Origin of the sequence: Bradyrhizobium sp. 2S1, from assembly GCF_011516625.5 — a bacterium.
Lineage (GTDB): Bacteria > Pseudomonadota > Alphaproteobacteria > Rhizobiales > Xanthobacteraceae > Bradyrhizobium > Bradyrhizobium septentrionale.
The window spans coordinates 8,147,940-8,173,192 of sequence record NZ_CP147717.1 but is presented as its reverse complement, the minus strand read 5'-3'; the positions used below and the strand labels follow the sequence as shown (position 1 = coordinate 8,173,192).

23 protein-coding genes and 2 tRNA genes are annotated in these 25,253 nt (G+C 64.6%); 12 read left to right on the top strand and 13 right to left on the bottom strand.

Annotated features, from left to right (window positions below; translation table 11 throughout):
- Positions 1–19: 19 nt before the first annotated feature.
- Complete coding sequence (locus tag HAP54_RS38650) at positions 20–1,234, bottom strand: MFS transporter (protein ID WP_166296097.1); 1,215 nt, start codon at positions 1,232–1,234, stop codon at positions 20–22.
- A gap of 46 nt (positions 1,235–1,280) precedes the next feature.
- Positions 1,281–1,949, bottom strand: coding sequence for a GntR family transcriptional regulator (locus HAP54_RS38645; protein ID WP_166296094.1), 669 nt, complete (start codon positions 1,947–1,949; stop codon positions 1,281–1,283).
- A gap of 184 nt (positions 1,950–2,133) precedes the next feature.
- On the opposite strand from HAP54_RS38645, the gene HAP54_RS38640 reads away from it, so the two are divergent.
- The 5 genes from HAP54_RS38640 (at position 2,134) to HAP54_RS38620 (ending at position 4,431) form a co-directional block, all read left to right on the top strand.
- Entirely contained in the window at positions 2,134–2,538 is a 405-nt protein-coding gene (locus tag HAP54_RS38640) for a GFA family protein (protein WP_166296091.1), read from the top strand.
- 55 nt (positions 2,539–2,593) lie between these two features.
- A tRNA-Val gene (locus HAP54_RS38635) sits at positions 2,594–2,670 on the top strand.
- Between the two features lie 244 nt (positions 2,671–2,914).
- Positions 2,915–3,214 (top strand): hypothetical protein, encoded by a 300-nt coding sequence (locus HAP54_RS38630; protein ID WP_166296088.1) that lies wholly within the window; start codon positions 2,915–2,917, stop codon positions 3,212–3,214.
- 200 nt (positions 3,215–3,414) lie between these two features.
- Complete coding sequence (locus HAP54_RS38625; protein ID WP_283843158.1) at positions 3,415–3,543, top strand: hypothetical protein; 129 nt, start codon at positions 3,415–3,417, stop codon at positions 3,541–3,543.
- A 36-nt stretch (positions 3,544–3,579) separates the two neighbouring features.
- The gene (locus tag HAP54_RS38620; RefSeq protein WP_166296085.1) at positions 3,580–4,431 is read left to right on the top strand and encodes a class I SAM-dependent methyltransferase; all 852 of its coding nucleotides are present in this window, start codon (positions 3,580–3,582) and stop codon (positions 4,429–4,431) included.
- Here the strand turns inward: HAP54_RS38620 and pepT are convergent, their stop codons facing one another.
- Together pepT and HAP54_RS38610 are read right to left on the bottom strand one after the other, a co-directional pair.
- Positions 4,432–5,688: a peptidase T gene (gene pepT, locus HAP54_RS38615; protein WP_166296083.1), complete on the bottom strand. Its 1,257-nt coding sequence runs from the start codon at positions 5,686–5,688 to the stop codon at positions 4,432–4,434.
- 113 nt (positions 5,689–5,801) lie between these two features.
- Positions 5,802–6,125 (bottom strand): HU family DNA-binding protein, encoded by a 324-nt coding sequence (locus HAP54_RS38610; protein ID WP_224497113.1) that lies wholly within the window; start codon positions 6,123–6,125, stop codon positions 5,802–5,804.
- 311 nt (positions 6,126–6,436) lie between these two features.
- On the opposite strand from HAP54_RS38610, the gene HAP54_RS38605 reads away from it, so the two are divergent.
- Positions 6,437–6,513, top strand: a tRNA-Asp gene (locus HAP54_RS38605).
- A gap of 115 nt (positions 6,514–6,628) precedes the next feature.
- Here the strand turns inward: HAP54_RS38605 and HAP54_RS38600 are convergent.
- Positions 6,629–7,753 (bottom strand): 2OG-Fe(II) oxygenase, encoded by a 1,125-nt coding sequence (locus HAP54_RS38600; protein ID WP_166296080.1) that lies wholly within the window; start codon positions 7,751–7,753, stop codon positions 6,629–6,631.
- Positions 7,754–8,137: 384 nt separating this feature from the next.
- Here HAP54_RS38600 and HAP54_RS38595 point away from each other — a divergent pair, with 384 nt between their 5' ends.
- Genes HAP54_RS38595 through HAP54_RS38585 form a run of 3 tightly spaced genes read left to right on the top strand, consistent with a single transcriptional unit; the run spans position 8,138 to position 10,712 of the window.
- The gene (locus tag HAP54_RS38595) at positions 8,138–8,797 is read left to right on the top strand and encodes a calcium-binding protein (protein ID WP_166296078.1); all 660 of its coding nucleotides are present in this window, start codon (positions 8,138–8,140) and stop codon (positions 8,795–8,797) included.
- Positions 8,794–9,393: a calcium-binding protein gene (locus HAP54_RS38590; RefSeq protein WP_166296075.1), complete on the top strand. Its 600-nt coding sequence runs from the start codon at positions 8,794–8,796 to the stop codon at positions 9,391–9,393. The genes HAP54_RS38595 and HAP54_RS38590 overlap by 4 nt, the downstream gene beginning before the upstream one ends.
- Positions 9,390–10,712 (top strand): calcium-binding protein, encoded by a 1,323-nt coding sequence (locus HAP54_RS38585; protein WP_166296072.1) that lies wholly within the window; start codon positions 9,390–9,392, stop codon positions 10,710–10,712. The genes HAP54_RS38590 and HAP54_RS38585 overlap by 4 nt, the downstream gene beginning before the upstream one ends.
- Here the strand turns inward: HAP54_RS38585 and HAP54_RS38580 are convergent.
- The 7 genes from HAP54_RS38580 to HAP54_RS38550 all read right to left on the bottom strand — a co-directional run bounded on the left by HAP54_RS38580 (position 10,705) and on the right by HAP54_RS38550 (position 16,484).
- Entirely contained in the window at positions 10,705–12,009 is a 1,305-nt protein-coding gene (locus tag HAP54_RS38580; protein WP_166296069.1) for a hypothetical protein, read from the bottom strand. The genes HAP54_RS38585 and HAP54_RS38580 overlap by 8 nt on opposite strands.
- 177 nt (positions 12,010–12,186) lie before the next feature.
- Positions 12,187–12,390: a hypothetical protein gene (locus HAP54_RS38575; protein WP_166296066.1), complete on the bottom strand. Its 204-nt coding sequence runs from the start codon at positions 12,388–12,390 to the stop codon at positions 12,187–12,189.
- 14 nt (positions 12,391–12,404) lie between these two features.
- The gene (locus tag HAP54_RS38570; protein WP_029080746.1) at positions 12,405–12,605 is read right to left on the bottom strand and encodes a hypothetical protein; all 201 of its coding nucleotides are present in this window, start codon (positions 12,603–12,605) and stop codon (positions 12,405–12,407) included.
- A gap of 99 nt (positions 12,606–12,704) precedes the next feature.
- Positions 12,705–13,349, bottom strand: a complete 645-nt coding sequence (locus tag HAP54_RS38565) for a haloacid dehalogenase-like hydrolase (protein ID WP_166296063.1) — start codon at positions 13,347–13,349, stop codon at positions 12,705–12,707.
- On the bottom strand, positions 13,342–14,967 hold the full coding sequence (locus HAP54_RS38560; protein ID WP_166296060.1) for a hypothetical protein: 1,626 nt from the start codon (positions 14,965–14,967) through the stop codon (positions 13,342–13,344). Before HAP54_RS38560 ends, HAP54_RS38565 begins: the two co-directional genes overlap by 8 nt.
- Before the next feature lies 1 nt (position 14,968).
- On the bottom strand, positions 14,969–15,958 hold the full coding sequence (locus tag HAP54_RS38555) for a UbiA family prenyltransferase (protein ID WP_166296057.1): 990 nt from the start codon (positions 15,956–15,958) through the stop codon (positions 14,969–14,971).
- A 322-nt stretch (positions 15,959–16,280) separates the two neighbouring features.
- Positions 16,281–16,484: a hypothetical protein gene (locus HAP54_RS38550; protein WP_166205418.1), complete on the bottom strand. Its 204-nt coding sequence runs from the start codon at positions 16,482–16,484 to the stop codon at positions 16,281–16,283.
- A gap of 200 nt (positions 16,485–16,684) precedes the next feature.
- Here HAP54_RS38550 and HAP54_RS38545 point away from each other — a divergent pair, with 200 nt between their 5' ends.
- Together HAP54_RS38545 and HAP54_RS38540 are read left to right on the top strand one after the other, a co-directional pair.
- The gene (locus HAP54_RS38545; RefSeq protein ID WP_166306833.1) at positions 16,685–17,698 is read left to right on the top strand and encodes a TRAP transporter substrate-binding protein; all 1,014 of its coding nucleotides are present in this window, start codon (positions 16,685–16,687) and stop codon (positions 17,696–17,698) included.
- A gap of 279 nt (positions 17,699–17,977) precedes the next feature.
- Positions 17,978–22,192: an autotransporter domain-containing protein gene (locus tag HAP54_RS38540; RefSeq protein WP_312022785.1), complete on the top strand. Its 4,215-nt coding sequence runs from the start codon at positions 17,978–17,980 to the stop codon at positions 22,190–22,192.
- An 87-nt stretch (positions 22,193–22,279) separates the two neighbouring features.
- Here the strand turns inward: HAP54_RS38540 and HAP54_RS38535 are convergent, their stop codons facing one another.
- On the bottom strand, positions 22,280–24,067 hold the full coding sequence (locus tag HAP54_RS38535) for an FAD-binding oxidoreductase (protein ID WP_166296054.1): 1,788 nt from the start codon (positions 24,065–24,067) through the stop codon (positions 22,280–22,282).
- A gap of 299 nt (positions 24,068–24,366) precedes the next feature.
- Here HAP54_RS38535 and HAP54_RS38530 point away from each other — a divergent pair, with 299 nt between their 5' ends.
- Positions 24,367–25,221 (top strand): LytTR family DNA-binding domain-containing protein, encoded by an 855-nt coding sequence (locus HAP54_RS38530; protein WP_166296051.1) that lies wholly within the window; start codon positions 24,367–24,369, stop codon positions 25,219–25,221.
- Positions 25,222–25,253: the final 32 nt, after the last annotated feature.

Here is a 25,253-nt window from a genome sequence, read left to right as displayed (position 1 = left end):
GAGCGGGGCGGGCGCCGGACTACTTCTTCTTCTCGACGACGAAATTGCCGATCGCCCCGAGCGCCATTAGCACGCTGGTTCCCAAAAACACCGCGCGCATGCCGATATGGCCGCCGATGAATCCGCCGGCGAGCGGGCCGATCACCTGACCGGCATATTGCGCCGAGATCGAGTAGCCCAGCATGCTGCCGGTGACGGCGTCGGGCACGTTGTGCCGGATCACGCTTGCGATGCAGGGCAACAGGCCGCCGAGCGCGAGACCCATCAGGAAGCGCAGCAGGATCAGTTGCCAGCCGCTGATCACGAAGGCCTGCGGGATCAGCAGCAACGCCGAGACCGCAAGGCAGATGATGATGATGATCCGCCAGTGGCCGACGCGATCGGCGAGCTTGCCGAGATGCGACGAGGACAGCAGGCTGCCGAAGGCCGCCGCCGACATCACCAGGCCGGCGACGAAAATCACCTGCGGCGCCTCGACCAGTTGCGCGACATAGACCGTGATGATCGGCTCGATCGACATGTTGGCGATCATCAAGAGCAGGCCCGTTCCCCACATCGCGATCACCGGGCGCTTGTCCGGAACCAGCGACCAGCCGCCGCGCGATTTGGCGCCTTTCGCGGTCTTCGGACGCGCCTCCTCGCGGATCAGGAAGGTGGTGCCGAGGAACGTGATGAAGATGACGCCGCCGATCAGGAAGAAGGTCGCGCGGATGCCGATCAGCCCGGGCAGCACGCCGCCGATCAAGGGACCGACCAGGCTGCCGGCCATGATGCCGGCCGACAGCACGCCGATCGCCCAGCCGGACCGCGCCTTCGGCGTTTGCGCCGCGACCAGCACGGTCGAGCCCGAGGCGTAGCCGCCTAGCAGGCCGGTCAATAGCCGCAAGCCGACCAGCTCATAGACATTGTGCGCCATGCCGATCAGCGACATGGCAATCGCCATGCCGAGGCTGGCGCGGATCAGCATCAGCTTGCGGCCGTAGCGATCGGCGAGCCGTCCCCACAGCGGCGCCGTCAGCGCCGCGCTGAAGAACGTTGCGCCATAGGCGATGCCCGACCACTGCACGATGGCGGCATGATCCGATATGCCGAGCTGCTCGACATAGAGCGGCAGGAACGGCAGCAGCAGCGTCATTCCCACGATGGTGGTGAACGAGCCGACCACGCAAACGATCAGGTTGCGCTTCCAGGGGCCGGCGTCGAGGATGGCTTCGCGATCGACTTCGGCGTCCATGACTTGAGCGTCCAATACTTTAACGTCCAATACTTTAGCGTCCATGTCAGCGCAGTCCGATAACAGCGAAGCCGCGCGCGCGCAGGCCGCGGCGATCCTCGTTCAGCGAACGCAGCAGCCGATCGCGCGTGGCGGTGATGTGGTCGGCAGCCTCGCGCGCGGCAGAATCCGGATCGTTGGCCTTGATGAAGCCGAGGATGCGGCGGTGCTCGCGCCAGGCCTGCTCGCGCGAGGGTTCGGTCCACACTTCGAGCCAGCGTGCCCGCGACAGCCGGGTCATCGCGCCGGCGATCGCCTTGACGATGAAGGGATTGCCGGAGAGCCGCGCGATCTCGACATGGAAATCGGTGCCGACGCGGTGCCATTCCTCGCGCGGTGCGCCGGACTGGCAGGCATCCAGCATCTCCTCGACGCCGGCGATGTCGGCCGCGCTCGCCCGCGCGCAGGCGAGGCGGACGGCCGTCGTCTCCAGCGGAATCCGGAATTCGGCCAGCGCCTCCAACTCGCCGAGATCGATCGGCGCCACGATCCAGTTGCGGCCGTCGCGGCGGACCAGCTCCTCGCCTTCGAGCCGCACCAGGGCGGCACGGATCGGCGTGCGCGACCCCTCGAACCGGCTCTCCAGCCAGCGTTCGGTCAGCCGCTCGCCGGGGCCCAGGTCGAGCGAGAGGATCATCTCCCGGAGCTGGTCGTGGATCTGGAGCATCTGCGACATGGGGTGTCCCTCGGCGAGTGCACGGGATCGAGTTTCTGGCGGCGAGCGTATCCCGAGTTGGTATCCCAAACTAGGCTGATCCGGGATACCAGGATTGCTCGCCGAGGGGGGCGGGAGCCGAGCCGTAGACGATGGAACCACGCCCCAGGGAGCCCGCTTGTTTGACGGAATTGGGAGAACGCGGATGCGAATCGACGGGCAATGCCATTGCGGGGCTGTGACCTATCAGGCCGAGATCGATCCCATACGAGTATCGATCTGCCATTGCACCGACTGCCAGACGCTGACCGGCTCGCCCTATCGCGTCACGGTGATCTGCGCCGCCGAGCAGGTCCGGCTGACCGGAGGCGCGCCGAAAGTGTACGGCAAGCGGGGTGACAATGGCCGGATCCGCTTCCAGCATTTCTGCGGCGATTGCGGTTCCCCGTTGTTCACGAGCGGCGAGGACGGCGGCCCCGACGACTGGGGCATCCGCTGGGGCAACATTCGCCAGCGCGGCGAATTGACCCCGCGACGCCAGCTCTGGTGCCGCTCCGCCGCGCCGTGGGTCAATGATCTCGGGGGATTGCCGGGGCGGCCAACCGATTGAGGCTTTGCGGCCTTGCACCTCGGGGGCGGGCGAGGCTAAAGAGGCGCGCAGGTAAGGGCGGCTAGCTCAGCTGGTTAGAGCATCTCGTTTACACCGAGAGGGTCGGGAGTTCGAATCTCTCGCCGCCTACCAGCCTTCGCCCTGCGGGCTACGGCTCGGCAGGCCAGCCTTTGCGAAGAAATATCCCACTTGCTCGGTGCCGCAGGGCGAAGGCTGTCACGCCGAAGCTCGAAGAGCGCAGGCGGACTGGCTCATCACCGATCACTGCTGTTCCCCTGCGGACCAAAGTATGATTCCTGTCATCGTCATTCTCGCCGCGCATTGGAATCGACCTCGCTGCGATGCTATTATCTCAGCCTAACCGGGAACCTGATGCATGCGCAAACTCGCCGCGATTCTTTTTCTTGCCATGATTGCCGGACCTGCCTTGGCGCAGGACCATGTGCAGCGCTATCGCGAAGAGATCGAGAAGTCACCGGCGGATACCGCCAACGAACAGCGGCAGCAGCGCGCCTACCAGCGCGCGCTCAGCGGCGTGCCGGATCAGAAGCCGACCGACCCCTGGGGCATCGCGCGCAGCGATGGGCAGGGCGCGCCGAAGGCGAATGCCGCCAAGACCACTGCGAAGACGCCTGCGCCGAAGCAGGCCAAGCCGACGAGCGCAGCCGCCAAATAATCCGAGACCGCGGGCCAGGTCGATGAAGTATTACGTCTGTAAATTGACCGGCCCGCGTCCGACCTTCCCGCAGGACATGACGCCTGAGGAAGCCGCGATCATGCAGGCGCACGTCGCCTATTGCGGCGAATTGCTGCGGGCCGGCAAGGCGCTGGTGTTCGGTCCCGTGGCCGATCCCGCCGGCGTCTGGGGGGTTGGGCGTGCTGCAACTGTCCGACGATGCCGATCCGCAGGAGATCGTCGCCAACGATCCCGTCACCAAGGCCAACGCCGGATTCACCTATCAGGTGATGCCGATGCTGCGCGCCGCGACGCGCGCGAGCTGTTAGCTTCGCCGGAAGCTTCTCAACAAAGGTTTTGTTCGCATGAACGCAGGCCATCCGCAAAACGCCGATCAGATTGCCTATTGGAACGGGCCGGGCGGCCAGCGCTGGGCCACCAGGCAGGCCGCGCAGGACATCGTGCTGCAGCCGGTGCTCGACCTCTTGATCGATCGCGCCGCGCCGAAAGCCGGCGAGCGCGTCGTCGACGTCGGCTGCGGCAGCGGCGCCTCGAGCTTTGCGCTGGCGGCGAAAGTCGCGCCAGATGGCCACGTGCTCGGTGTCGACGTCTCGGAGCCGATGCTGACGCGGGCGCGGCAGAGCGCGCCGCAGGGATTGCCGGTCGAGTTCGCGCTCGCGGATGCGACGGTCTATCCGTTCGCGCCCGAGAGCTTCGACCTGCTGGCCTCGCGCTTCGGCGTGATGTTCTTTGCCGATCCGGCGGCGTCGTTCGCCAATCTGCACAAGGCGATGCGGAAGAGCGGGCGTCTCGCCTTTGCCTGTTGGCAGGAGCCGCGCGAGAATCCGTTCTTCATGGCGCCGCTGCAGGCGGTCTACAAGCACGTGCCGAAGCTGCCGCAGCTCGGCCCCGAGGATCCCGGACCGTTTTCGTTTGCGTCCGAGGCGCGGGTGAAACGGATCCTGGGCGAGGCCGGCTTCTCCGGCATTGCCATGGAGCCCTGCAAGGTCGAGCTCGACGTCGCTGTTGGCGGTGGCATGGATGCGGCGATCCAGGGCGCGCTCGAGATCGGGCCGGCCAGCCGTGCGCTGGAAGGGCACCCGGACGACGTGCGCGCCGCCGCCATCGCATCGATGCGCGAGGCACTCACGCCGTTCGCGAAGGGCGATGCCGTGCCGCTGCCCGGCGCGATCTGGATCGTGACGGCGCGGGCCTGATCAGGCCCGCTCCTCCCAGATCATCGCCAGATGCACGATGGTCTGCACGGCCTTTTCCATGTCCTGCCGGCTGACCCATTCGAGCCGCGAATGGAACGCGTGCTCGCCGGCGAAGATGTTCGGGCAGGGCAGTCCCATGAAGGACAGCCGTGAACCATCGGTGCCGCCGCGGATCGAGGTCTTCACCGGCGTCAGACCGGCGCGCTCGATCGCCTCGATTGCATAGGCGACGATCTGCGGGTGGCGCTCGATCACCTCTTTCATGTTGCGGTATTGCTGCTTGACCTCCATGCGGTAGGTCGAGCGCGGATACGCCTTCATGACGTCCTGCACGATCTCTTCGAGCAGGGCTTCCTTCTGCTTCAGGCCGGCCTCGGTGAAATCGCGCACGATGAACTCGATCCGCGCGTTCTCCAGCGCGCCCGAAATCGCGACCGGATGCAGAAAACCTTCCTTGCCTTCGGTGGTCTCGGGCGAGCAGGTATGCTTCGGCAGGCGATCGACGATCGCGGCGGCGATCTTGATCGCGTGCTCCATCTTGCCCTTGGCGAAGCCCGGATGGGTCGCGACGCCTTCGATGATGATGCTGGCGCCGTCGGCCGAGAAGGTCTCGTCCTCGAGATGGCCGGCGGTCTCTCCGTCCATGGTGTAGCCGAAGTCGGCGCCGAGCTTCCTGATGTCGACCTTGTCGACGCCGCGGCCGATCTCCTCGTCCGGCGTGAACAGGATCTTGATGGTGCCGTGCTTCACCTGCGGATTGGTGATCAGGAAATGCGCGGCATCCATGATCTCGGCGAGGCCGGCCTTGTTGTCGGCGCCGAGCAAAGTGGTGCCGTCGGTTGTGATGATGTCGTTGCCGATCTGGTCGGCCAGCGCTTCATGCTCGGCGGCGCGGATCACCTGCGAGGAATCGGCAGGCAACACGATGTCGCCGCCGCGATAGTTCTTCACGACCTGCGGCTTGACGTTCTTGCCGGTGCAGTCGGGCGAGGTGTCCATGTGCGAGCAGAAGCAGATCACCGGCACCGTCTTGCCGGTGTTGGCCGGGATCGTTGCATAGACGTAGCCATGCGGATCGAGATGCGCGTCCGCTACGCCCATCGTCTGCAACTCGGCGACCAGCAGGCGGCCGAGATTCTTCTGCTTCTCGGTCGAGGGCGTGGTGGGAGAATCCGGGTCGGACTGGGTGTCGATCACGACATAGCGCAGGAAGCGCTCGGTGACGGTGTGCTTGAAGTCGAGAGCCGGTGCCAGCATGAAGACCGCGCAGGGGTGGGGACGAGAATAGGGAGCTTAACAGAAAAGCGCCACTCCGGGGCCGCGTCGCGAGCCGGAATGGCGCTTTGTCTTAACGGAGAGAGTACGAAACCTTAGACGGCTTCCTTCAGCTCCTTGGCGGCGCGGAAGGCGACCTTCTTGCTCGCCTTGATGTGGATCTGCTCGCCGGTCGCCGGGTTGCGGCCCATGCGGGCGGCGCGCTTGCGGACCTGGAGGATGCCGAGCCCGACGATCCTGATACGCTCGCCCTTCTTGAGGTGCTTGGTGATCCGGTTGACCATGTCGGTCAGGATCGCCTCGGCCTGCTTCTTGGACAGCTCCTGCTCTTCGGCGATGGCCGCCGCCAGGTGCTTCAGCGTGATCGTCGCCGGTGTCGCTGCTTTCTTCGCCATGTCTGGCCCTCCTCGTTGCTGAATGGCTGGATTGCTTGCTGCTTTCGCGCGAATGGCGTGCCGTTCGCGTCGGGAAAAGTGCGTCCGAAAAAGTCCTGAAACCGCCGGTTCTGGGAACGGGCAGCGCCGGGCCGGCCACAGGAAACCCAGACCTATCAGGCCTTAGTTGATTCGGGGCTTTACTGACTACGCCGTTTTGCCTGAAAACAGCCGACAACTCGGGCCTTGAGCGCAAAAATGCCCGTGCTGTGCAGGGATCCGGAACGTCCTTGACTAACGGGAAGAGGCCCTTTATGCCCTCGGTCCTGCGCGGATCAATCCGATGATCGGCATCCGCGGGAGTAGCTCAGTTGGTTAGAGCGCCGCCCTGTCACGGCGGAGGCCGCGGGTTCGAGTCCCGTCTCTCGCGCCATTTATTTCAATAGCTTAGCAGAGATCGCGGTTCCCAAGGGCGTTTGCTCGGGCGCCGCTGAAGTCGTTTTTGCCGCCTTGTTCCTCGAGCGGCCTGGCTTTGGGATCATCGACCGTCAGGACGGCGCGTGGTCGGAGCGTTCCTCCCTTGAAATGAACCTGCGGTTTTCGTCCCTGATATCTGCCGCGGCCTGGTCGTAGAGGAACGGCAGGAAGGCGTAGCGCTTGCCGCGCGTGACGAGGCTGACGGCGTGCAGCAGCGAGCAGGAGAACACGACGGCGCATCCGGTGGGTGGCTTGAACGACTGCGGCCCGTATTCAGGGAAGCAAATTTCGCCGCCGTCAAAATCGTCGTTCAGGTTGATTGAAACGGCGAATCGGCGGTGCGCAGTGCCCTTGGTCGTGTTGTCTCGATGCGGCGCAAAGTGCGCGTTGTCGGCCGCGTCGTAACAGCCGACCATATAACGCTCGATATGCGTCGCCTTGAACTGGTGAACCTTGGCGATCTCGGGAACGATCGCGCGCTCGATCCGCAGATCGACCTGACGTCTGAGCTCGGCGTCTTCAAGCAGAAAGTCCCTGCGCGCCTTGAACCGGAGATCCCTGACGCCGACCGTCTTGCCGTCGATCTCGCGCATGACGCCGGACATTTCGCCGCCGTTGCTTTCGTAGAGGTTGATCAGATGTTTGCAGAAGGCCGGCTCGAACACCTGCGGCAGGTACAGGATCGGGGCCTGCAGACGTATTCCACTGCAGCGATCCGGCGGCGGCAGGGTGCGCAGGCGTGAGATCAGCGCGGCGGTCTGCCCGAACGGAGCCAAACCCATCACACGCAGCGTTGGATCGATGAGAACCCACATCCGCTTGTATCGGGATTGCTCGCCCGGCGCCGAGGCCCGCGGAACTGCGCCGTAGAGGCGGCTGACAGCCCCGTCGAAATCCAGGAAATATCTGATGCCGTTTCGCTCGAACAGCGTCTCGTTGGCCTTGTCCCGCGCATCGATCGTCACGCCAAAAAACGCCGCGCGCTGCCCGTCGAAAACATCTGTTGCGTCCAGGACCTGCTGGATCACTTCGCGTGCGCTGTCGTCCCCGGCGCTGCCGAGAAAGCACAGCGCAAGATAGCGGCCGCCGGCACTTGAGAATGAATAATTCGGAAGCGAAAGCGTTTGCTGCGAAAACCACGGTGCGGCACTTCCCGGACCTAACGCGGTCGGCCCTCCCTGCGCGCTCTGAACCACTTCAAACTCCGATGAAAAATGGGCGCTGAAAAATGGAGAGCGTATCGTCTCCCGGTGTCGTCGTCCACCTTGGCCCTATCGCAGGAGCAGCTGGGTGACGACGGCCCGGCAGTGATCACATAAAGCGGGATGCTCGCCCGGATCAGGACGCCGCAAGGCCTGCAACGCTGGTCGGCTGATCGGCCTGCCTGGGCTGTGCGGAGCGCGCCATTCGGGCGTCAGCCACCACAGCACTAAATGGACACTCCGGTATCTGGAGCCGGCCTTCATACGCCTCCGGGCGGGGCCGACTTTTGTTGTCTTGTCGTGACAATCAGAAGTTGATAAGCGCAATCACTTGCCTTTTGTAGAGGCCGTATTTCGAACTATTTCCTCGGGGTCTTCATGTCGACCATTACCTACAAGACTCTGACGGGTACAAACTCGTCCGAGACGCTTACCGCTGACGTTAGTTATGACTCCCAGTCGGATACTTATGAAGTCATCAACAGCATCGTGGCCTACGGAGGGGACGACACGCTGACGGCGCTGTCCATGCCGGTTACCGTCAACGGGCAGACGCTGGATTTCGGAACGACACTTGATGGCGGTAACGGAAACGATGTGCTCAATGGCGGTAACGGAAACGATGTGCTCAATGGCGGCAATCGCAACGACGTTCTGTATGGCGGCCTCGGTTCGGACGCGATGTACGGCGGCGACGGGGACGACGTCCTGACTGGCGGCGGTGGCGGCAATGATGCGTACTACGGCGGCGATGGCAACGATCTGTTCTCGTTCGGTGACACCGGTTCTGACATCTTCGACGGCGGCGCGGGCAACGACACGCTGGCCATTTTCGGCGGCGATCTGAGCCACAGCACGATCACCGGAATCGAGACCCTGTCGATCGGCAACGGGACCTACTTCCTGGCGACTGCGGCGGAGATCAACAGCTTCACGACGGTGAGCCTCGGCGGCGGCGGCGGCGCCGGCTTCGCACTCGGCCTGACGGCTGCGGGCAGCATCGGATCGAACTTCAGCACGGTGAACGGGGCGGCATGATCAGCGGCTCGTCGGGAGCCGACACCATTGATCTGTCGTCGCAATCCTACGACTGGACGCTTTATGCCGGCGACAATTCGGGCGGCAACGTCCTCTCGGGCGGCTCCGGCAACGATCTGCTCAACGCCGGCAATGGCGGCGACACGTTGAACGGCAATGGCGGCAACGACCGCCTCAACGGCGGCAACGGCAACGACTACCTGAGCGGGGGCACCGGCAATGACACGCTCTATGGCTACCTCGGCTCCGACTCAATGTACGGCGGCGACGGCGACGACGTCCTGGACGTCCTGCTTGGCGGCGGTGGCGGCAATGATGCGTATTACGGCGGCAACGGCAACGATCTGTTCGTGTTCGCCGACGCCGGCTTCGACACCTTCGACGGCGGTGCGGGCAACGACACGCTGGCCGTTTACGGCGCTGACCTGAGCCACAGAGCCATTACCGGGGTAGAGACCCTGTTGATCGGTGCAACCTCATTTGCGGCGACAGCGGCTGAGATTAACAGCTTTACGACGGTGAGCTTCGGCGGCGGCGCCTCCTTCTCGCTGACTCTGACGGCTGCGGGCAGCTCGGATCGAACTTTGGCACGGTGAACGCATACGGCACGATCACCGGTTCGTCGGGGGCCGACACTATCGATATGTCGGCGTCCAACAGCCAGGGCTGGTCGCTCTATGCCGGCGATGATTCGGGCGGGAACAACCTCTCGGGCGGCTCGAACAACGACGTGCTGTTCGCGGGAAACGGCGGCGACACGCTGAACGGCAATGGCGGCGATGACCATCTGACCGGCGGCAACGGCAACGACTATCTGAGCGGAGGAATCGGCAACGACGTCCTTTATGGCGGAGCCGGCAACGACACGCTAAGTCCCGGAACCGGCAGCAACACGATCAGCGGCGGCGCGGGCAACGATACCGCAGTTTACACCGACGGAACGCGTGCGGGCTTCACGGTGACCGACCTCGGCAACGGAAGCTTCCAGGTCGTCGGTTACGGCCATGACGACACGCTCTCCGGCGTGGAATTCCTGCAGTTCTCTGACCAGATCATGGTGATCGGAGCCGGGACATCGGGCAATGACCTGCTTTATGGCGGCGCCGGCGACGACATTCTCTACGGTGGCGGGGGCAACGATGTCCTGGTCGGATATGGTGGCGACGACGTCGGCTACGGCGGCGACGGCAACGACTATTTCTACGCTGGGGCCGGCGATGATTTGCTCGTCGGCGATGCCGGCCTCGACGTTTTGCTTGGAGAGGCCGGTAGCGACATCCTTTATGGTGGAACCGGCTTCAACTACCTGTTCGGCGGTGACGGCAATGATCTTGTCGTGGGATCGGGCGGCACCAGCTTCGACGTCAACGTGATGTTTGGCGACACCGGCGCGGATCTACTGCTTGGCGGCCAGGGCACCAACTACTTCTATGGCGGCACGGGCGTCGACACCATGTTTGGCGGCTCCGGCCTCAACATCTTCATTTCGTCCGGCGAGAGCGACGGCAACGTCATCTATGGCGGGTCCGGACAAAACTATGTCTACGGCTCCAATGGCGGGGACACCGTCACCGGCGGGAGAGGGGTCGACGTCTTCCTGATGGGCTCGGGCGCCGACTACATCAGTGGTGGCGGCGGCGTCGATTATGCCTGGGGCGGTGGCGGCACCGACACGTTCGACATCAACGACACGCGACCCGAGGTGATGGTCATCCAGGACTTCAATACAGGCGGAGTGAACGACATTCTCAACTTCGCTGCGACGTCACTCCACTCTTACGCCGACGTCCAGGCAGCCGAAACCTATGTCGCCGGGATCAATACCACCATCATCACCGATGCCGCGGGCAACGCGGCATGGCTGATAGGTCTCGCGCCCGGGCAGTTGGACGCCAGCATGTTCAAGTTCAGCTAGCTGGATTGGATCGGTAGATCCCGATGACGGCGCGCTCGACGGGCGCGCCTGATGGTTCTTCGCGCCATTCGGGCGTCAGCCACCACAGCAGGAACAGCAGCGCGATCCCGTTCGACAGAAGGCTTGTCGTCAGCGGCACGTTCATGATCGTCGGAACGGCAATGCCAGAGGAAACCGCGATGAAGCGCGGTGGCAGGTGGCGCGAGACCATCGATCCCACCGACAGGATCAGGCCGCAGACCAGCGCCGAAACCGGGGCGAGCGCAAGACCGACCGATGCGATGCCCTCGGTGGCGAGGAACGAGGCATTGAAATTGCCGTCCTGATAGACCGCTCCCAGCGTCGGGCCGAGCGCGCCGTAGGGGCAGGCGATGATGTGCCGCAGGATGGATATCTGGCAGAAGCGCGTCAGCTCGCGGTGCGCGAAGAAGTCGGCGTATTGATCCAGGGCGAGTGACGGGATCGCGGCGAAGCGCAAATTGATGGTGCCGAATACGATGTAGCCCCTGTCGGCAACGAGAACAAAGAACGCTGTCAGACCGATCATCATCGGGATCAGGAAAGCGAGCACCGTCGCCAGCCGCGGGCTGAACCGGCCGAACAGCCAGAACAGAAACGGCAGCCAGACCGGCAGCAGCAGAATGGTCTTGTTGTTGAGGACCGGATAGAAGCACAGCGCAAACAGCAACACGGCCGCCGCCGCCAGCCATTGCCGGCGCGACGCAAGATGCGCGAACACATAGGGCAGAACCGCGCCGATGATGATTCCGGTCAGATAGTTCAGCAGCACCGGCCGTGTGACGGCGTTGCGGGCTTCTCCATAGGGATCGCCCACATTGGCGCCGCAAGAGATGTCGGCAACCAGCACGGCGAAGGATGCCCCGAGCAGCAGGACCACGATGCGCCTGATCGTCGCCTCGGACAGGTCGGGCCGCCAAAGGGGACTATTCTGGAACAGGAGAGGGATGATCGCCGCAGTCAGCGCGGCGATCATGGCCCAGCGCGCGATGGCGTGCGGATAATCGAACGCGCTGAAGAAGCTGAGCCAGACGAAGCCGAACACGGCCGACAGCAGCGAGAAGCCCACCAGGTAGCCGAAGCTGAATCGTCCCGCGACGAACGCCGGGACGAAGACGGCCATGATGGCCGTGCCGAGGATGGCCTGCGCGGTGATGTCGGATCGCCAGACATGCATCTCCGGAAACGCGCGCGCGCAGGCGATCATCGAGGCGATGCTGAGGATGAAGAAGGCGGGGATCGCGACCCCGACAATCAGGTCGTCGCGCGTCAATTTCATCGGCCCGTCCGAATCCGAAAGCTGCGCGACAGCTAGCCGGTCGTCCCTGGACGAAGCAAGTTACGCAAAGTTAAGCCAAGGCCAGGCAACGTCCCGGTCTGTGTTGTTGTGTTTCCGCGCAGCGCTTTGTCACGGCGGCGCCGCATTGAATTTACAGACAGCAACACGTTGCCTCAATCAGGCAAAGAATGCGGCAATCGCGGCGAGGTCGGGCTGTCCGGGCGCGTCGCCGCGCAAATTGGCGTCGATGACGCGGCGGCAGGCGTCGACCGTGTTTGTGTCGCCCAGTTCGTTGGCGGCCTCGAGGATCGACCACACCGTTTCCAGGGGGACATCCAGGGGAACGTCGCTCTGCATGGCGGTTTTCGGGTCTGACAGCATCGGCGCGGCCCGGGTTAGAATTCGAACAGGTCGCGGCCGCGCCGCGCCAGCACGTGCAGGTCCGCAACCGTGCCGCGCACCGCGTTGCAGCGGCGACATTCGATGATGGTGTCGCCGGAGGCGTGCGCCGGATCGGCGACCTTGATTGCCAGGCTACCGCAATCCGTGCAGATGATCTTGAAGCCGGTCGAAATTACTTGCTGCTGCAAATTCATTGTGGGCCTGCGCCTCTGTTGACGCCGACCTTAACGGAACAATTTTTAAAACTGGGATCGCGGAGCGGATCGCAATCGAACGACCGCGTTAGGATGCGGTTAAGATTTCACCGTGGCGCTGCGGCCCTGCAGGTGAAGCGTCGATTTGCCGAGCGCGGCTGCGGCGCCGCGCACGGCCTCAGACGCATTGACGGTGATGATTCCGGCGGCGTGGGCCCAGACCGCGAGGTCGGAGGCGCTGTCGCCGGCATAGATGAAGCCCTCGGGAAACGTCTTCAGCAACAGGTCGGCCTTGTTGGCGCCCTTGAGATTATGTTCGCCGTCGGAGGCAAGCACCTGGTCGATAAATGAAAGCCGCGATGCCAGCTTTTCCGCGAGCAGCGCATCGGCCGCGGTCGCCAGCACGATACGGCGGCCGGCGGCTTTCTCGCGCTCGGCCAGTGCTGCGACGTCCTGGTGGAGTTCGATCCGGCTCCAGTCGATACGCTGGCGCAGCGCCAGTTCGCGCTTCAGCGCGGCACGGCCGCGCACCAGCCATGCGGCGCATGACGCGACGATCAGCGGATTGCGGCGCAGGATCGAGAAGAAGCTCAGATAGAGCAAGTCGCCCCTGATCAGCGTGCCGTCGAGGTCGAGCACCAGGGGCAGCGCCGTCGGCAGGCCAAGCAGCGCGCCCGCTCCGTCAGTGGAGCGCTCGTCCTTCGGCTTCGCAGCGGTTTCGCCGGCGAGGCGATGCTCAGTCATTCGCGGCGCTCAGCCGGGTTGCGACCTTGCACACGTCGATCTCGCGCGCCCCGGTCTCGGTGGTCTTGCAGTCGGGGTAGCCGAACTTGTCGGCAAAGGCCACACCGTCCCGGTCGGAGCTCGAGACGATCAGGACCTGCGGCGCGCCATGATTGGCGGCGCGGAACCTGGCGACCGAGGCGACATCGGGTGCATCCTGCCAATCCGGCGTGGCGCGCATGAAATCGCGCGCCTCGACATATTGCAGCGGGAAGTAACCGAAATAGCGCGTCGAGGGCAGCGGCGAGGACAGGCCGACGCCGCGGCTCGCGAGTGCCGCTGTCTGCGCGGCGTGCAGGGTCGGACGAATGCGCCAGGCGAACAGATGGCTGTCGCGCTCAGCGATCAGGTCGGCATTGGCGAAGCTCTGGCCGGGATTGTCGCGGCCGGCGGCGAGCTCGCTCTCCAGCGTTGGCGCCCAGCTCTGGTAGGCGACGGCGCGAACCGCGGTCTGTCCGATCAGGCCCGACAGCGCGGCCAGGCAGAGCGCACGGGAGAGTGCCGGCGCAGGCTGGCGGCTTGCGATCGCCAGCACGATCGCGATCCCGCTATAGGGGGCGAGCCGTTCCGACAGCAGCGCCGAGCCGGTCTTGAGATTGAGCAGCGACAGCGCCAGCACCAGGACGAAGAAGACCGGCCACAGCAGGTCGCCCGAACCGAAGCGCCGCAGCGCGATGAAACTTGCCAGCACGATCGCGCCAAGTACCGGCGCGAGCGCGATCACCTCCCACCAGGTGAAGGTGAAGAGATAGGTCGCGGCCACGATGCGGCGGATGATCTGGGCAACGCCGCCCGCGGTGCTCGCCGTCTCGCCGGCAATGTTCTGATAGGCGAACAGGAAGCTTGCGATCAGCAGCAGGACCGGCAGCGCCGCCGCGGCAGCCCACACGCCGTCGCGCAGCAGGCGCAGCGCCGCAGCCCTGGTGCCCTGCCGTTCGAATGTCGCGACCGCGCGCGCGATGCCGTCGGCGGCGAGCAGCAGGCAGGCCGCGACGACCGAGGTGATGTGGGTCAGATAGAGCGCGGCCAGCAACAGCGCAGTCGCGACGAAGGCCAGCGCATCGCGGCGCCCGCCGAGGCCGCGCCAAAAACTCGCAAACAGCAGGAACAGCGGGATGCCGAGCGCGAAATTGTAAAAACCCCAATGGATGAAGACGCCGAAGGCGATCGGCAACAGCAGCAGCGCCGGCAGCAGCGGCCGCTCGGTCTCGGCGCGGCTGGAGGCGAAGGCCGCAACGATCCAGACAAGGCCATAGAGGCTGAGGAACAGGCTGTTGGCGACCAGCGCATCGCCGGTCAGCCGGATCAATCCGGCCAGCAGCAGATAGATCGCCGAGTTCGGCTCGATCCGCGGATTCCATTGATAGAACGACGCCGCCGGCTCTTGCAGCGCGCCGCCCCAGCCGAACCGGGCGATCAAATCGGCCTGCGCCAGATGCACCGGCCCGTCCTGGGTCGGCACCAGCTTCACGAGCCAGATCGGACCATCCAGCAGCACGAGCAGCCCCGCGAACAGCAGCGCCATGGCAATGACACCGAGATTTGCCTTCGGCGTCTCGAACGGAGTTGCGATCGACATGTTAGCGGATCCCGCCGAGACGGATCAGGTCGGAGCTGGTCAGGCTGTTCAGCCAAGGCAGGTCGACGAAGGTCAGGACACCGAACAGCGCCATGGTGACGGCGGCCGCGATCAGCATCGCCGGCTGCCGCATCAATTCCTCCGGCCGCGCCGCGGCGGAATCCGGCGTCAGCGCGAGCCGCATATAGGCCGCGAACAGCGCGATCAGCATCGGCACGACGACGAGATATTCGATGCGGTACTTCAGCAGGAAGATCGCCATCATGAAGGCGAAGCCCTGGGCATAGACGAGGCAGCTCGTGACCAGGCTCGAATGGGTATAGAACGCGAAGGAGGGCCGGTAGGCGGCAAGGTTCGCGGTGCCGCCGGCCTCGACGATCGCACGATGCTCGGAGACCCGCTTGGCGGCCATCAGGAAGGCGCCGCCGAACCAGTAGGCGAACAGGATCGACACCGGAGGGGCGATGCTCGGCACCACGGCGAACCAGCCGAACAGGAAGCGCAGCGGATTGTTGAGGGACTCGACGATGACGTCGACGAAGGCGCGGTCCTTGGCTCGGATCGGACGCACGTTGTAGATCACGCCGAACACCGCAAAAACGGTCGCGGTCGCGGCGAAGGCGTAGCCGAGCCGGTTGGCGGCAAAGATGCCGACGGCGGTGAGCAGAACGTATTGCGCAAGCACGATGGTCGGCGACATCGCGGTCTGCACCGCCGGGCGTGCACGCTTGGTCGGGTGCATGGCGTCGAACGGCGCATCGAGCCATTCATTGATGGTGTAGTTCGCCGACGACAGCGCCATCGCGACGAACAGGCAGATGACGAGGCGCTCGGCGAGCGTCGCTAGCTCGATCGGCCCGGTCTGCGACATGATCAGCGCAAACGCGACGCCCGGGATGATCAGCACATGCTTGATCCAGTGGTCCGGCCTCGCGATCGCAATATAATCGGTGATGCCGGCAGCCGGCTGGGCGTGGTTGGTGACGGACATCGCAATCCTCCAAACTCTGCCTGTCCCACGTCGGGGCGCCGGCGGGGCAAGACGTGTTGAAAGGGGCCGCGATCGTGCCGCCGCGCGACGACCGGCTGCCGGTCGAGGCATCAGGCGTGCAACGCGGTTAACGCCGGTAGTGGAGGAGGGGCTTGGCGCGGTTTCCGGTCGGCTCGTCCGGCATTTCGTTCGGTCGGCTCGCGCGCCGCTGTTTGGTTTCAGCGACCATCTTTCGGCGGTCTGCGCTGGAATGGGACGGGGCCGCGCACAACAAAAAGCCGCCCGAAGGCGGCCGTTCTGTTTGCCGAAGCCTGAAGAAATCTTAGCGGACCGTCGAGGTGCCCGACGAGGTGATCGCCACCGGCTTACCGGCCTTGATGACCTGGGTCGTCTGGGCGGTCTGGGTGAAATCCGCGTTGTTCCGGGCCGAAATGCCGAAAGCCGCAACCGCGATGCCGGCAACGAGGGCAACGACCACAATCTTCAGATGGGTCGAGCGGTCCGCTGAATGGATCGAGTGGTTCATGGTCGCCTCCGGGCGTCTGTGCGCCGTCTATGGCAGCTACTGGTAAGGCCGATCTGTTTCCGGATCGTTTCGTGAGTTCCCTGAAATGGTTTCGTGCCACAGGAGGATTGGTTTCACTGTGCCTTGCGTCACGGAGGCGGAGAGCCGAAACTGGGCACAGGCGCGGGACAGCGCTTGGGAGAAAAATAATAATGAAAACAATGAAGATGACCCGCAGGGGCCTGTTGGGAACTGGCTCTGGTGCGGTCGCTGCGGCGATGTTTGGCAAACGAGCCGTTGCCGCCGCCGAGTTCGATTTTAAGCTCGGCGTTGACACCCCGGAAACCCACTCGTTGACAATCCGTCTCGTCGAGGCCGCCAAGGCGGTGGCCGAGCAGTCGGCCGGCCGGGTCAACATCACGGTGTTTTCGAACAGCCAGCTCGGCGGCGATCCCGAAATGCTGTCGCAGGTCCGCGCCGGCGGTATCGAGTTGATGGCGGCGCCGAGCCTGACCCTGTCGATCCTGGTGCCGCTGTCGGGCCTGCCGAGCATCGGCTTCGCCTTCCAGTCCTACGACCAGGTCTGGGCAGCGATGGACGGCGGCGTCGGCGAGACCGTGCGCGAGGCGATCGGCAAGACCGGCCTGGTGCCGATGAAGAAGGTCTGGGACAACGGCTTCCGCCAGATCACGTCATCGTCGAGCCGGCAGCTCGGCAGCGTCGACGATCTCAAGGGTTTTAAAATTCGCGTGCCGGTGACGGCATTGCTGACCTCGCTGTTCTCCGGGCTCGGCGCGCTGCCGTCGAGCATTTCCTACAGCGAGCTCTATTCGGCGCTGCAGACCCACATCGTCGAAGGGCAGGAGAATCCGCTGGCGCAGGTCTCGACCGGAAAGCTGTACGAGGTGCAGAAATACTGCGCGCTGTCGAACCATTGCTGGAGCGGCTACTGGATCATCGGCAACCGCCGCGCGATGGCGAGCCTGCCGCCCGATCTGCTCGAGATCATCAACACTGCGTTCGACGCCGCGGCGGTGAAGGAGCGGGCCGACCTCGTCGAGATGGACCGCTCGCTGCAGGCCGAACTGACCGAGAAGGGCATGACCTTCAACAAGCCCGATCCGGTGCAGTTCAGGGCCGCCTTGGTGAAGGCCGGCTTCTACACGCAGTGGCAGAAGACCTATGGCGCCGACGCCTGGGCCGCGCTGGAGAAATATACCGGCAAGCTGACATGACGGCGTCGGACGCTTGGCATCGGACGCTGGCGGCGATGCAATTGCAGATTGTGTGGCGCAGAAGGCACATCAAATGGCTTTCGAATCCATCGTTGTCTTTTGGTCGTGCGGCAGAATGTGTCGGAGGGTAAATTGCGTTGAGGCGTTTTGGTTGCCGCGTGACGCGCGGCCGGAATTTGGAATGCCATGTGCGTGCGCTTACGATTCCCCCGTTTGCAACGGGTTGCTGTAACTCTCGCACTGGTCGTTACGCTCGGGACATCAGCGCATGCGCAAACGGTGCTGACCGCCAGCGATGCCACGAGCCTCGTCACCGCGCTGACGACGATCGACAGTAATCCGGGCACCAGCTACCAGCTCAACATCACGAACAACATCACGCTGACCGGCACGACCACGCTGCCGGTCATCAATTCAAGCAGCAATGTCACGATCAACGGCGGCAACTTCACGCTCGATGGCGGCGGCGTGCAGCGCGGATTGTTCGTCTACTCGGGCACCGTCGCGGTCAACAATCTGACGATCCAGAACGCCGTGGCCAAGGGCGGCAATGGCGGCAGCGGTCTTGATGGCGGGGGCGGCGGCGGGATGGGCGCCGGCGGCGCGCTGTTCGTCGCCAGCGGCGCCAACGTCACAGTGAGCAATGTTTCACTCGCCAGCAATCAGGCTAATGGCGGTAACGGCGGCAATTACGGCTCAACCGTCGCCGGTGGCGGAGGTGGCGGCGGGCTCGGCGGCAATGGCGGCAGCGGCGGCAATTTCGGTGGTGGCGGCGGTGGCGGGATTGGCCTCGGCGCCAACGGCGGGGCCGGCCAGACTGGCTCGGCGGGTGGCAACGGTGCTGCCGGCATCGTTGTCGGCGCCGCCGGCGGTGGCGCCGGCGTTACCGACCCCGCGAGCGGTGCTACACCAGGCGTAGGGGGCGCCAATGGAGGCGGCGGTGGCGGCGGGGCCGAGGGGGCTGGCCTCTCTGGCGGCGGCGGCGGCGGGATCAGCGGCAGCGCTGCTACCTCCGTCGGAGGCTTGAGCGGCGGCGGCGGTTCTGGCGGCTTCGGCGGTGGCGGCGGTGGCGAAAGCGGCAATTCCGGTCAGACGTGTGGCAGTCTCGGCGGCTTCGGCGCAGGCAATGGCGGTAACGATTCCCAAGGCGGTGCGGGTGGCGGGCTTGGCGCGGGCGGCGCCGTATTTGTCCAGGGTGGTGGAACGCTGATTGTTTCGGGGGCCTTCACCGTCAACGGCAACAGCGTCAGTGGCGGCGCTGGCGGTGTCGGCGCCGGCAATGGCTCGGCTTTCGGCTCGGGTCTGTTCCTGCAGGGCAGCGGGACGCTGACCTTCAGTCCCGCGGCCGGGCAGAACCAAACCATCTCCGATGTTATCGCCGACCAGACCGGCAATGGCGGCACCGGTGCCAACGCCGGCAGTTGGGGCCTTAGCAAGTCGGGTACCGGTACGCTCACGCTCACGGCGGCAAACACCTATTCGGGCGGCACGGCCGTGAGCGGCGGCCTGATCAACTTCAACGCAGCGAGCAATTTCGGCTCGGGCCACATCACGCTCAACGGCGGCGGCCTGCAATGGGCGAGCGGCAATACGGCCGATATCTCGGGCCGGCTGAACGCAATCGGCTCCGGCGGCACGACGTTCGACTATAACGGCAATGCCGTGACGCTCGGGACGCAACTCACCGGCACCGGCGGAGTGACCATCGCCAACTCCGGCAGCGGCGGCACGCTGACGCTAGCGGCAGCCGAGAACTACACGGGCGCGACCACGATCAACGCTGGCGCAACGCTCGCGTTGTCCGGTAGTGGCGATATTTCCAGCTCGAGTGTCGTGACGGTCAACGGCACATTCGATATTTCGGCGCAGGCGCTTCTCTTCGGTGCGATCACGACACTGGCGGGCAGCGGATCGGTCGTGCTTGGCACCAAAGTACTGGTCATTACCGGCGGTTCAACGGAATTCTCCGGCGCGATCAATGGCGGGGGCGCCCTGGAAATCGCTGGCGGCATTCAGACCTTGTCTGGTGTCAATGGCTATGCCGGCGTCACCCAGATCGATGGCGGCGCGACGCTGGCACTTAAAGGAAGCGGCTCGATCGCCAATTCGCTCTATCTTGGTTTTGCATCGGGCTTGCTTCCTGCAACACTTGATATTTCGCAGACCAACAGCGGCGCCAGCGTTACCGGCCTTTATGATCCGACCGGCCTCGGCGCCATTTCCCTCGGCTCCAAGACACTGACCATCACCGCCCACGTAGGCCCGTTCAACGGTACCATCCAGGATGGCGGCATCGGTGGTGGCGCCGGCGGCAACGTGACGATCGCCAATGGCGCTGTGGCGACCTTCGGAGGCGTCAATACCTTTACCGGCCTCACCACGATCAACAGCGGCGGCGAACTGTTTCTGACCGGCGCCGGCAGCATCGCGTCCTCGAAGGCCGTGATCAACAACGGCTACTTTGACATTGCGGGTCGCGCCGGCGATGGCTCGATCGCAGGTCTTTCCGGCACCAGCGCCGGCGTGGTGAATCTGGGCGCCCACACACTTACCTTCACCAATGCGAACGGAACGTTTGCCGGCATCATCCAGGACGGCGGAGCGGGCGGCGGCGTGGCGATCACCGGCGGCAAGCAGATCCTGGCCGGCATCAACACCTACACCGGCGCGACCACCGTCAACGGCGGCACGCTGGAAGTGGACGGCTCGATCGCCAGCTCATCGAACATGACGGTCAATTCCGGCGGCACCCTGAGCGGCACCGGCGTTGTCGGTCGTGCAACGGTCACCGCTGGGAGAGATGGCGGCGCCACGTTCACGTTGGCAAACAGCAATCTCGGCGGGGTAACCATCACCGGCGGCACGGATTTGGTGAACAACCTGGTCGCCAATTCCAGCGCCCCCTTGCGCGGCGGCGTTGATCCGGCGGCCACAACCATCATGAGCGGCGGCACATTGGCGCCCGGCAATGCCGCAAACCCGACCGGCACGCTGACCGTCAATGGCAATCTCGCCTTTCAATCCGGCGCGATCTATCTGGTTCAGGTGACGCCGACACTTACAGCGTCGACCAATGTCAGCGGGACAGCGACGCTCGGCGGCGCTGCCGTGAATGCGGTGTTCGCCAACGGCAGCTATATCTCGAAGCAATACACGATCCTCAGCGCCGGCAGCGTCAGCGGTACCTTCGGCTCGCTCGCCAACAGCAATCTGCCGGCGAATTTCAGCGACACGCTGAGCTACGACGCCACCCACGCCTACCTCAATCTGACGCTGAACTTCGTGCCGCCTTCCGCTCCGAACTTTGGCGGCGGCCTCTTCATCAACCAGCAAAACGTCGCCAACACGCTGGTCAATTTCTTCAACACGACCGGCGGCATTCCGACGGTCTTCGGTACGCTCGCGCCGGCGGGGTTGACGCAGGCCTCCGGCGAGTTGGCCACCGGCTCGCAGCAGACGACGTTCGATGCCATGAACCTGTTCATGGGCGTGTTGACCGATCCGTTCATGAACCGGAACGGCGGAGCCGATACGGCCCCGGGCGCTTCGGGCTATGCGGAGGAGAGCGGTGCCAGCGCCTATGCCGCAGCCAGGAAGACCGATGCATTCGCGATGTTCACCAAGGCGCCGCCCGTACCGTTCGTGCAGCGCTGGAGCGTCTGGGCCGCCGGCTTCGGCGGTTCGCAATCGACCAGCGGCAACGCCATTGTCGGATCGAACAACACCACCAGTAGCGTTTATGGCACCGCGATCGGCGCCGATTATCTGTTCTCGCCGAACACCATTGCGGGATTTGCAATTGCCGGCGGCGGCACCAACTTCTCCGTCGCCAACAGCGGCGGCGGCCGATCCGATCTGTTCCAGGCCGGCGTCTATGTCCGTCACACCGAAGGACCGGCCTATATTTCCGCAGCGCTCGCTTACGGTTGGCAGGACATCACCACCAACCGCACCGTGACGGCCGCCGGCATCGACCAGCTACGCGCCGAGTTCGATGCCAACGCGTATTCGGGCAGGATTGAAGGCGGCTATCGCTTTGCCGCGCCGTGGACCGGCGGCGTCGGTATCACGCCTTACGCCGCGGGCCAGTTCACGACCTTCGATCTGCCGGCCTATGCCGAACGGGTGATCTCGGGCTTGCCGACCTTTGCGCTTGGCTATGCCGGCAAGAGCGTGACCGACACGCGCAGCGAACTCGGCTTTCGCACCGACAAGTCCTTCCCGGTGCAGGACGGCGTCCTGACGCTGCGCACCCGCTTCGGCTGGGCGCACGACTACGATCCCAACCGCGCGATCGCGGCGACCTTCCAGGCGCTGCCCGGCGCGAGCTTTGTCGTCAACGGCGCAGCGCAGGCAAGCAACTCTGCGTTGACCACGGCATCGGTCGAGATGAAATGGCGAAACGGCTGGTCGGCCGCCGCGACGTTCGAAGGCGAGTTCTCCGACGTCACCTCAAGCTACGCCGGCAAGGGCGTGGTGCGGTATCAGTGGTGAGACGGATACCGAAGGAATATTTGGCAAGCTGAGGTCGTTTTAAAACGCGGTCAGGGGGCGGATTCGTTCGTCGGTCGTTTCGGCCCCTTATTGATGTGCCGCCAACCGCGCAAATCCGTCGTCGCTCCAGCCTTCGCTACCGACGCCGTGCCGCACGAAGAACAGGCCGGCCGGATCGTACTGCTGCTTGATCTCCAGAAGCCGCTTGTAGTTCGCCCCCCAATAGGCCTGCTGCCATTTAGGTTCGAAGAAGCTGCTTTCCGCAAGATAGGCACCGCCATCCGGTGCGACCTTTCTGAGTTCGCCGACTGCCTTCGCGATCGCCGCGGCATTCTTGCGTGCGTCAGCCAGATCAGGCTCGTGGCCGCTGAGGCCGGAATAGGCCGGCGGTCCCTCGCTCGCGATGATTGCGAGCACGAAGGCGTCGATGACAGCGGGGTTCGTGGCGGTCTCTTTCGCCGAGGCGATGGCAGCCTCCGATCCGCCGGCCAGCCCTTTCTGAAAGTGCAGCTCGACTGTCGCATGCTGTGCGGCTGCGAGCAGCGCTTCGACCAACCGCGGGCGCTCCACACCGCCCAGCAGTGAGGCGGGAAGCCAGAGCGATTCAAAGCCGTGGATGAAATGCCCGGCTTCGCTCAGATTGGCGGCCCAGAACACGTTCTCCGCCGGTGCGCCGGGACGGTCGTCGGACAGGATCGCCTGCGGCGCGCGCTGCCTGATATAGGCGGCGTCCCAGCGGTGCGTTGCCGGACCGCTGCGGATCGACGGCGAACGGGTGAAGGTGAATTCGCCCCCGGCCTCGGCAACGAAGCGAATGAAGGGCTGCCACAGCTCGTCGGCCTGCTGCTTGCTCAGCCCCTGGAACGAGAGCTGGATGTCGAGCAAATTGCCGGGCTTGATGTTGACGATCTCGCCCCAATGGCGGGTATGCAGGCGATCGGCGTAGAGATTCACGAACGTGCCGACGAGCTTGCGGAATGACGCCCCCGATGCCGCCTGGATCGTCATGGAGGCGAAGCCGAAGATTTCGGGCAGGTCAAGGGTCCGCAAGGTGAGGCGGGTGACGACACCGAAGGTGCCGCCACCGCCGCCGCGCAAGGCCCAGAACAGGTCCGGGTTGCTGCGGGCGTTTGCGATCCGGACGACACCGTCCGCGGTGACGATTTCGGCTTCCAGCAGGCTCGCCGCGGCGGTGCCGTAGTTCTTCGAATAGCTGCCGCAGCCGCCGCCCTGGACATAGCGGCCACCCCGCGTCGTCACCTCGTTGTAGACATGCATCCAGATCGCGCCGGCGCCGACGGAGACGGCCGGCTGCGGCGGATCCTCAGAGCCTTGCGCGACGAAGCTGTCGTGCAGCGTGATGTCGTTCATCGCCCGTGTCCAGATCATCAGCGAGTCCGGTGCACTCGATGTGCCGAGATAGGAGTGGCCGCCGCCTCTGACGACCAGCCGCAGATTGTTGTCGCGGGCGAAATTGACGGCAGCGACGACATCGGCTGTCTTGCGCGCCGCGACCGCGTAGACGCTCGGCTGCGACGCCCAGGCGTCGAGATAGCCCGTGGTCTGGGTCAGCGCCGCGTCGTCGCCGATGTAGTAGGGATTCTTGAGCCCCTTGAACACATCGCGGCAAGCAGCGCCGGCAGGATTGTCCTGACAGGCCACGAGCGGCGACTTCACCGCAATCAGCTGCCCCCAGGTCTGGTCGTTGAGCTGGTTCCAACTGGCTGCCGACGGCCATTTTGGATCCGAGGGGCGCGTTCGCCGAAGCATTTGCGACGAAATGCTCGCGCCTTGCGCGGCGGCAACCGGCCTCGGCACCATCCAGTGCGCCATCGGCGTCAGGGCCGCGCCGATCAGGAGTTCGCGGCGATTCATCGGCCGGTCACCGGTCCGTGAGCAGAGCCGATTTTCAGTCCGTCCGGACGGCTCACCGTCCTGCTTTGCGGGACGACGTTCGCTTGCCTGTGATAAAGACCGGCTTGAGTGACGGATCGCAATTGGGTCCCCGAGTTGACCAGCGGGGCAGATGACTTGACGAGTTGCACCATCTATTCCTTCCCGACATGCCGACGACGCAGCCAGAGAATTCCATTGAACCGGTGACAGGTCGTCGCGTCGAGCGGGCTTGGGACGAGCAACCCGATTCCAGGGACGAAAATCGACCCGATGTGACGGTGATCCGATGGAGCGGGGCGGAGCGCGCGTCGATGCCGGCCTATGGCTGGGTAGCGCTGCTGATCGTGGCGAGCGGCGTGGTCAACGTCTTCTCCTCGGTCAACGAGTTCAAGCCGTCCGCGGGGTTCGCACCATTGCGCGTGCCCGTGCTGCTCGAGGTGACGAGCGCCGTTGCGTGGATCTTGTTTCTGCCGCTGCTGCGAAGCGGCGTCGCACAATTGCGTCTTGGGCGCAGCCGCGTGATGGCCGTCACGCTGGCGGGGGCGGCGACGCTGCTCTACGCATTCGCGCATCTCGTCACCATGGTCGGGTTGCGCAAGCTGTTGCTGGCCGATGTCTATTCGTTTCACTGGTCGACGGCATTTCCGCATGAGTTCCAGAAGGACATTGTCTCGTCTGTGATGGTGGCGGTGGTGATCTGGTTGATGGATCGCAGGGGCGCGGTGATATCAGCGGCGCCGGCGCTGCCGGCCGAGGTGGCGGCACGGCCGGTGGCCGAGCCGCCTGTCGACGCCGCCAACCCCAGCCTCTGGCTGCGGGATGGCGCGACGAGCTTTCGGATCGATCCCCGCGACATCGTGGCCGTGACATCCGCCGGCAATTATGTCGAATTCAGTCTTCCCAACGGACGCCGTCTCATCCGCAGCACGCTGGCGCGCGAGCAGGATCGGCTCCAGCCGTTCGGCCTCGTCCGCGTGCATCGGGCGAGGCTGGTCAATCCGGCGCGGGTCGTGGCAGTCGAGCATCGCCCGGCAGGGGACTTCGTCCTGCGCATGGACAATGGTGAGACGCTTGCCGGCAGCAAGCGTTATCGGAGCGTGGTGGCGACCTTCACAGAAAATACGAACAGGTAAGACCCGCGCAGGGTTGGTGTCGCCAGCCCGAT

Coding starts and splice junctions, on each gene's coding strand:
- HAP54_RS38650 (WP_166296097.1), bottom strand. CDS start 1,234: ATGGACGCCGAAGTCGATCGCGAAGCCATCCTCGACGCCGGCCCCTGG.
- HAP54_RS38645 (WP_166296094.1), bottom strand. CDS start 1,949: ATGTCGCAGATGCTCCAGATCCACGACCAGCTCCGGGAGATGATCCTC.
- HAP54_RS38640 (WP_166296091.1), top strand. CDS start 2,134: ATGCGAATCGACGGGCAATGCCATTGCGGGGCTGTGACCTATCAGGCC.
- HAP54_RS38630 (WP_166296088.1), top strand. CDS start 2,915: ATGCGCAAACTCGCCGCGATTCTTTTTCTTGCCATGATTGCCGGACCT.
- HAP54_RS38620 (WP_166296085.1), top strand. CDS start 3,580: ATGAACGCAGGCCATCCGCAAAACGCCGATCAGATTGCCTATTGGAAC.
- pepT (WP_166296083.1), bottom strand. CDS start 5,688: ATGCTGGCACCGGCTCTCGACTTCAAGCACACCGTCACCGAGCGCTTC.
- HAP54_RS38595 (WP_166296078.1), top strand. CDS start 8,138: ATGTCGACCATTACCTACAAGACTCTGACGGGTACAAACTCGTCCGAG.
- HAP54_RS38590 (WP_166296075.1), top strand. CDS start 8,794: ATGATCAGCGGCTCGTCGGGAGCCGACACCATTGATCTGTCGTCGCAA.
- HAP54_RS38580 (WP_166296069.1), bottom strand. CDS start 12,009: ATGAAATTGACGCGCGACGACCTGATTGTCGGGGTCGCGATCCCCGCC.
- HAP54_RS38575 (WP_166296066.1), bottom strand. CDS start 12,390: ATGCTGTCAGACCCGAAAACCGCCATGCAGAGCGACGTTCCCCTGGAT.
- HAP54_RS38570 (WP_029080746.1), bottom strand. CDS start 12,605: ATGAATTTGCAGCAGCAAGTAATTTCGACCGGCTTCAAGATCATCTGC.
- HAP54_RS38565 (WP_166296063.1), bottom strand. CDS start 13,349: ATGACTGAGCATCGCCTCGCCGGCGAAACCGCTGCGAAGCCGAAGGAC.
- HAP54_RS38560 (WP_166296060.1), bottom strand. CDS start 14,967: ATGTCGATCGCAACTCCGTTCGAGACGCCGAAGGCAAATCTCGGTGTC.
- HAP54_RS38555 (WP_166296057.1), bottom strand. CDS start 15,958: ATGTCCGTCACCAACCACGCCCAGCCGGCTGCCGGCATCACCGATTAT.
- HAP54_RS38550 (WP_166205418.1), bottom strand. CDS start 16,484: ATGAACCACTCGATCCATTCAGCGGACCGCTCGACCCATCTGAAGATT.
- HAP54_RS38545 (WP_166306833.1), top strand. CDS start 16,685: ATGAAGATGACCCGCAGGGGCCTGTTGGGAACTGGCTCTGGTGCGGTC.
- HAP54_RS38535 (WP_166296054.1), bottom strand. CDS start 24,067: ATGAATCGCCGCGAACTCCTGATCGGCGCGGCCCTGACGCCGATGGCG.